4 protein-coding genes are annotated in these 6602 nt (G+C 70.6%); 2 read left to right on the top strand and 2 right to left on the bottom strand.

Annotation, left to right across the window (positions count from 1 at the left end):
* On the bottom strand, nt 1-1824 hold a 1824-nt coding region (alaS, locus tag VIB55_RS11355), incomplete at its 3' end, for an alanine--tRNA ligase (RefSeq protein ID WP_331876776.1).
* A gap of 262 nt (nt 1825-2086) precedes the next feature.
* On the opposite strand from alaS, the gene VIB55_RS11350 reads away from it, so the two are divergent.
* Together VIB55_RS11350 and VIB55_RS11345 are read left to right on the top strand one after the other, a co-directional pair.
* Complete coding sequence (locus tag VIB55_RS11350) at nt 2087-3499, top strand: dicarboxylate/amino acid:cation symporter (RefSeq protein ID WP_331876775.1); 1413 nt, start codon at nt 2087-2089, stop codon at nt 3497-3499.
* Nucleotides 3500-3622: 123 nt separating this feature from the next.
* The gene (locus VIB55_RS11345) at nt 3623-6007 is read left to right on the top strand and encodes a penicillin acylase family protein (protein WP_331876774.1); all 2385 of its coding nucleotides are present in this window, start codon (nt 3623-3625) and stop codon (nt 6005-6007) included.
* Here the strand turns inward: VIB55_RS11345 and VIB55_RS11340 are convergent.
* The coding region (locus tag VIB55_RS11340) for a hypothetical protein (protein ID WP_331876773.1) at nt 5979-6602 on the bottom strand (624 nt) is incomplete at its 5' end. The genes VIB55_RS11345 and VIB55_RS11340 overlap by 29 nt on opposite strands.

Below are 6602 nucleotides of genomic sequence, written 5' to 3'. Positions count from 1 at the left end.
GGCGATCTCCGCCTGCGTCATGGGGCCCGTGTGCGCGAAGTCGAAGCGCAGGCGGGCGGGCTCCACCACCGAGCCCTGCTGGTGCACGTGGTCGCCCAGCACGCGGCGCAGGGCGGCGTGCAGCAGGTGCGTGGCCGTGTGGTTGCGCTCGGTGTCGCGCCGCGGCGGCTCGTCCACCTCGGCCGTCACCGGGCCGGGGATGAAGTCGCCCTCCACCGGGCCCACGACGGCCACACGGCCCGCCACCTTCCGCACCTCGTTCACCGTCATCGACCAGCCCTCGCCGCGCACGTGGCCGCGGTCGCTCACCTGGCCGCCGCTCTCGGCGTAGAACGGGTTCTCGCGCAGCTGCAGCGCCATCCGACCGTCCTCCATCCGCCGGAACGCCAGGATGTCGGTCTGTGCGGCGGTGGCGCGGTAGGCGGCGAAGTCCTGGTCGGCCGTGTCGCCCGGCACCTCTTCCCAGCCCATGGCGAACGCGTCCGCCTCCACGCCGATGCCCGACGCCTTGCGGTCCTCGCGGCTGCGGTGGCGCTGGGCGCCCAGCTCGCGCTCGAAGCCCTCCAGGTCCACCGCGTAGCCCCGCTCCTGCGCCATCAGCTCCGTCAGGTCCACCGGAAAGCCGAAGGTGTCGTACAGCTTGAAGACCTGCGCGCCGGCGATGGTCCCGCTGCCGCCCGCGGGTGCCAGCTGGTCGAAGAGCTTGATCCCGGCGTCGATCGTGGCCAGGAAGCGCTCCTCCTCCGCCCGCGTGTTGCTGACGATGTACTCGCGGCGGCCCAGCAGCTCGGGGAACGTCACTCCCATGCGGTCGATGACGGCCTCGACCACTTCCACCAGCGTCGGCGCACGGCGGCCTAGCAGGTACGCATGACGGACGGCACGGCGCAGGATGCGGCGCAGCACGTAGCCGCGGCCCTCGTTGGACGGAAAGACGCCATCCGCCAGCAGGAACGCCGTGGCGCGCCCGTGGTCCGCCAGCACGCGGTAGGATACGCCCTGTGGCGTGTCGTACTCGTAGGGCACGCCCACGACCTCCACCGCGCGGGCGATCACGTCGGCGAACAGGTCCGTCTTGTAGTTGGCGTCCACACCCTGCAGCACCGAGGCAAGGCGCTCCAGCCCCATCCCCGTGTCTACGCACGGCGCGGGAAGCGGGTGAAGCTCGCCGTCGGCGTCGCGGTCGAACTGCATGAAGACCAGGTTCCAGATCTCCAGGAACTCGCCCTTTTCGCCCAGCTCCTCGAACTCCTCGCGCGAAACCTCGGTGCCCCGACGCCCCTCGGGGCGCAGGTCGAAGTGGATTTCCGAGCAGGGGCCGCAGGGCCCCGTATCGGCCATCTGCCAGAAGTTGTCCTTGTCGCCCAGCCCAAAGACGCGCTCGGGGCTGATGCCGGCAATCTCCAGCCACAGCTGCCGCGCCTCGTCGTCGGTGTGGTGCACCGTCACCCACAGCCGCTCGCGAGGGATGCCGAACTCCTCGGTCAGCAGCTCCCAGGCGAAGCGGATGGCGTCGCGCTTGAAGTAGTCGCCGAACGAAAAGTTGCCCAGCATCTCGAAGAAGGTGTGGTGCCGCGCGGTGACGCCCACCGCCTCCAGGTCGTTGTGCTTGCCGCCGGCGCGGACGCACTTCTGGCTGGTGGCGGCGCGGGTGAACGGCGCCTCCTCCATCCCCAGGAACACCTTCTTGAACTGCACCATCCCCGCGTTGGTGAACAGCAGCGTGGGGTCGTCTCCCGGAACGAGCGACGACGACGGCCGCACGGCGTGCCCCTGGCGGGCAAAGTAGTCCAGAAAGCGGGAGCGGATTTCGTCGGCGCGCATGGATCCGTCGGGCGAGGGCTTGGCTTCGGCTCGGAAAGGCGTAAGATAACGCGCCCGTCGTGCGCCTCTCAAGGTGCGGCTCGGCGCGTACGCATTCACAGCAGGAACCCTGGACGGAACTTCTCCGGCCGCCGCGCGGGTATGAGCGGGGCTCAATTCCCTTTCGCCCGGCGCGCGGCATGCATCGGCCCGTGCGGGGCAGTTCCGGATCGGCCCGGGTACACCGGGCCGGTTTCGTTTCACAACGGGTACTCCAGCACCGATGACCGACAGCCACGAGCCCTCTCTCCCGGCGCCGGACGCGTTCGAGCGCGAACTGTCGACGGACCTCGACGACCGCACGCCCGACAAGCCGCGCGGCATGCCGCTCCACACCAAGATCCTGCTGGGGCTGGTGATCGGCGCGGCGGCGGGGCTGGGCGCCAACGCCGCCCTCGGCGCGGACCATCCAGGGCTGGCGTGGACGGTGAACAACGTAGCCTCCCCCATCGGCGCGCTCTTCCTGCGGCTGCTGCTGATGGTGGTGATGCCGCTCGTCTTCTCGGCCCTGGTGGTGGGCGTCGCAGGCATCGGCGACATCCGCAAGCTGGGCCGCGTGGGCGCCAAGGCGTTCGGCTACACCCTGGTGGTGTCGGCCATCTCCGTGGCGATCGGCATTACGCTGGCCAACACCATCCGCCCCGGCGAGCGCATCGACGCCGCCACCGCCGCGGGGCTGGAGGCGCGCTACGGGCAGGACGCCGCCAAGCGGGTGGAGGCGGCGACGGGAAACGACGCGGCGAAGAAGCCGGTGCTGACCCAGGTGGTAGAAACCATCGTTCCCGCCAACCCGGTGGCCGCGGCGGCGGGAGAAACGCCCAACCTGCTGCACGTGATGTTCTTCGCCCTGGCGCTGGGCGTGGCGTCCACCCTCGTCAGGCCCACCGTGGCGGCGCCCTTCATCAAGGTGATGGAGGCGCTGTTCGACATCTCGGTGAAGCTGATCGAGCTGATCATGAAGATGGCCCCCTACGCCGTCGCGGCCCTGCTCTTCGCCAACACGGCCGGGTTCGGGCTGGAGCTGCTGGGCACGCTGGCCTGGTTCATGGCCACGGTGCTGCTGGGGCTGGCGCTGCAGATGTTCGGCGTCTACTCCATTTCGGTCGCCCTGCTGTCGCGCATTCCGCCGCTGGAGTTCTTCAAGCGGATCAAGACGGTGATGATGACGGCGTTCAGCACCTCGTCGTCCAATGCCACCCTGCCGACCGCGCTGCGGGTGACGGAAAAGAACCTGGGCGTGCCGCCGGAGATCAACTCGTTCGTGCTGACGGTGGGCGCCACGGCCAACCAGAACGGGACGGCGCTGTACGAGGGTGTCACGGTGCTCTTCCTGGCGCAGATCGCCGGGGTAGACCTGTCGCTGGGGGCGCAGATCACCATCGCCTACATGGCCATCCTGGGCGGCATCGGTACGGCGGGGGTGCCGTCGGGCTCCATTCCCTTCATCATCGTCATGCTGGCGTCCATCGGTGTGAACCCCGCGCTCATCGGCATCATCCTGGGCGTGGACCGCATCCTCGACATGTGCCGGACCACGCTGAACGTGGCGGGAGACATCACCGCCGCCACGTACGTCGCCCGCTCGGAGGGGTACACGCTGCTCGGAGGCCGCGGCAGCCCGCCCGCGGCGATCTGATCCACGACGGCGGCCCGCCCATCGCCTGATGGGCGGGCCGCTTGACCGTGCGCCGCCGTCTCCGCATTCTCTTCCGTCCGCCGCCGTCTCCCCTGCCCCGTCCAGCGTTCCGAAGATCATTCCATGCTGAAGAAGCTCGCCTACGTGGTCCTGGGGCTGGTCGTTCTGGTCGTGTGCGTCGCGGCGGGTGGCCGATGGTGGCTGGGGCGTTCGGCGTCCACCGGCGGCGACGGCCGGCTGGCCGGGCTGGAGCAGCCGGTGGAGGTGTGGCGCGATTCGCTGGGCGTGCCCCACGTGTGGGCGCAGACGGATGCGGACCTGTTCCGCGCGATGGGATACGTGCACGCGCAGGACCGGCTGTTCCAGATGGAGATGTTCCGCCGCGTGGCCGACGGGCGCCTGGCGGAAATCCTCGGGGCCCAGCTGGTGGAGACCGACAAGTTCCTGCGCACCGTGGGGATGGGCCACTCGGCGGAGGAGAGCGTGCGGCGGCTGACGCCGGAGCAGCGCAGGCTGATGCAGGCCTACGCCGACGGCGTGAACGCGTGGATCGGCAACCATCCCGGCCCGCTGCCGCCGGAGTTCGTCACGCTGCGCTTCGCGCCCGAGCCCTGGACCGTCCGCAACAGCATGTCGATCGCCAAGATCATGGCGTGGGACCTGGCGGACTGGGAGGTGGGGCTCGCCGTGCAGCAGGCCATCGACCGTGTGGGCGAGGAGCTGGGGCGCGAGCTGATGCCCTTCTACCCCGACTCGGCCCTCACCATCGTCGGCGCCGACGCGCAGTGGCGGGGCAAGGGCGGCGCGGCCCCCGCGGCGGCTCCCAAGCCGGCCCCGCGCGTCTCGGGCCCCGTTCCCCGCGTGGAAGCCCCGCCGCTCGCCCTTCACCTGCTGGAGGGCGTGGCCGCGGCGCACGCATCTAACTCGTGGGTCATCGGCGGCGGCCGGACGCGATCGGGCAAGCCCATCCTGGCCAACGACATGCACCTTACGCTGCGGGCGCCCGCCATCTGGTACCTGGCGGCGCTGCACGGCGGCGGCTTCAACGTGACCGGGATGACGCTCCCCGGCGTTCCCGTCGTCATCGCGGGCCACAACGACCGCGTGGCGTGGGGCTACACCAACGCCATGGTGGACGACGTGGACTTCTACGTCGAGCAGGTGGATTCCGCCGATGCCACCCGCTACCGCACGCTGGACGGGTGGGCGCGGTTCACCGTCCGCCGCGAGACCATCCGCGTGAAGGGCGGCGACTCGGTGGTGCACCAGGTCCGCGGCACGCGCCACGGCCCCGTCCTCTCCGACGTGGACGAACGTGGCGGGAACCGCGTGATGTCCATGCGCTGGACCGCGTACGAGCCATCGACCGAGATCACCGCCCTGCTGGAGATGAACCGGGCGCGCTCGGCAAGCGAGTTCGTCCAGGCGCTGCGGGGGTTCAACAACCCGCACCAGAACGTGGTCTTCGCGGATGTGGAGGGGCGGATCGGCTACTGGATGGGCGGGCGCGTCCCCGTGCGCCGCGGCGGGGACGGCGTGCTTCCCGTCGCGGGATGGACGGACGAGGGCGAGTGGGTGCGCTTTCTGGACTTCGACGAGCACCCCCACGTGCTGGACCCGGCGGACGGGTTCGTCGTCACCGCCAACAACCGCCAGGCCGGCGCGGACTATCCCCATCACATCACCAGCCACTGGGCGGAGCCGTACCGCGCGATGCGGATCCGCCAGATGGTGGAAGCCGGGCGCGGGCTGACCGCGGCGGACGTGCTCCGCCAGCAGATGGACGTCACCGACGCCTTCGCCGTGCGCCACCTGCCCCGCGCCGTCCAGGCGGCCGAGCGCGCCGGCCTTGCCGACGCCGCGCGCGAGCTGCGGGGGTGGAACGGCGAGGCGCGGGTGGACTCACGCGCCGCGGCGCTCTTCTACACCTGGTTCGAGGAACTGCGCACCCGCGTGGGGCACGACGAGTTCCGGGGGCGCAGCATGTACTTTCCCCGCGCCACGCTGGAGCGAATCCTGGAGCGCGGCACGAGCCCGTGGGTGGACGACGTGACGACGAGGGAGACGGAGACGCTCGACGAGCTTGCCGCCACGGCGATGAGGACGGCCGTGCAGCGCGTGGGCGAGCAGCGCTGGGGCGACCTTCACCAGACGTCGATCGATCACCCGCTGGGCATCGTAAACGTGCTGGACCGCGCGCTGAACCTGAACATCGGCCCGTTCCCCAACCGCGGCTCGTTCCACACGGTGAACGTCAGCGGATACGGAAGTCGCCAGCCGCCGTTCCGGAACGCGTACGGCGCCAGCCAGCGCCACGTGGTCGACATGGCCGACGTGGACGGCTCCGGCGGGTTCGTGATCCCCACCGGGCAGAGCGGCAACCCCCTCTCCGACCACTACCGCGACCAGAACGCGATGTGGCGGGAGGGGCGCCTCTGGCTCATTCCCCTGGACCGCGCCCAGGCCGAGGCGCGCGTAGTCAGCCGCATTCGCCTGACGCCGCGGTAAACGCAGACCCGCATGCCGCCGCGAAGGCGCTTGCGGCGGCTTCGTCTCCGGCACGCAGCCGCGCGGACGCGAGCGATTCGCGCACGAGATCCGCCAGCACGCGCACGTGCGGCTCCGTGGTGATGGTGATGTGGTTGCCGGGGACCTGGTGCACCTCGACGGGACTCGATGACAGCGCCGACCACCCCAGCGTCCGCGACTCCTCCTGCTCGGCCGAAACGCCAGCCGTTTCCGGGGAATCGGCCGCCCGGAACAGGGTGACGGCGCCACGCAGCGTTCCGGGCAAGTAGGCCGACATGCTCGTGAAGCGGTCGCGCATCGCCCGGCACTCCTCGCCCAGGCTCTCGCGGTCCAGACCCGGGAGAGCCGGGCCCTGCTCCTGGAGGTGATCCACCACGCGGCCGATCTTCTCGTCCCACGACAGGCGCTCCAACTCCTCCGCCGAGACGGAAAGGATGCGGCGCACGCGCGCGGCGGCATGGCCTGCGGCGCCCAGCACGATCGCGAGGTCGCTGGGCGCGGCCGAGCGCTGCGCGAGGATCGGCGAAATGGAGTCGAGCAGCCCCAGGAACGCCACCGTTTCTCCCTGGCGCTC

The sequence above is a fragment of the Longimicrobium sp. genome (assembly GCF_036554565.1).
Taxonomy (GTDB): domain Bacteria; phylum Gemmatimonadota; class Gemmatimonadetes; order Longimicrobiales; family Longimicrobiaceae; genus Longimicrobium.
The sequence above is the reverse complement of the archived record's forward strand: the minus strand, read 5'-3'. Positions and strand labels throughout refer to the sequence as shown.

Bases quoted from the DNA above. Each gene is read 5' to 3' on its own strand.
- VIB55_RS11350 (WP_331876775.1), top strand. From the start codon at position 2,087: ATGACCGACAGCCACGAGCCCTCTCTCCCGGCGCCGGACGCGTTCGAG.
- VIB55_RS11345 (WP_331876774.1), top strand. From the start codon at position 3,623: ATGCTGAAGAAGCTCGCCTACGTGGTCCTGGGGCTGGTCGTTCTGGTC.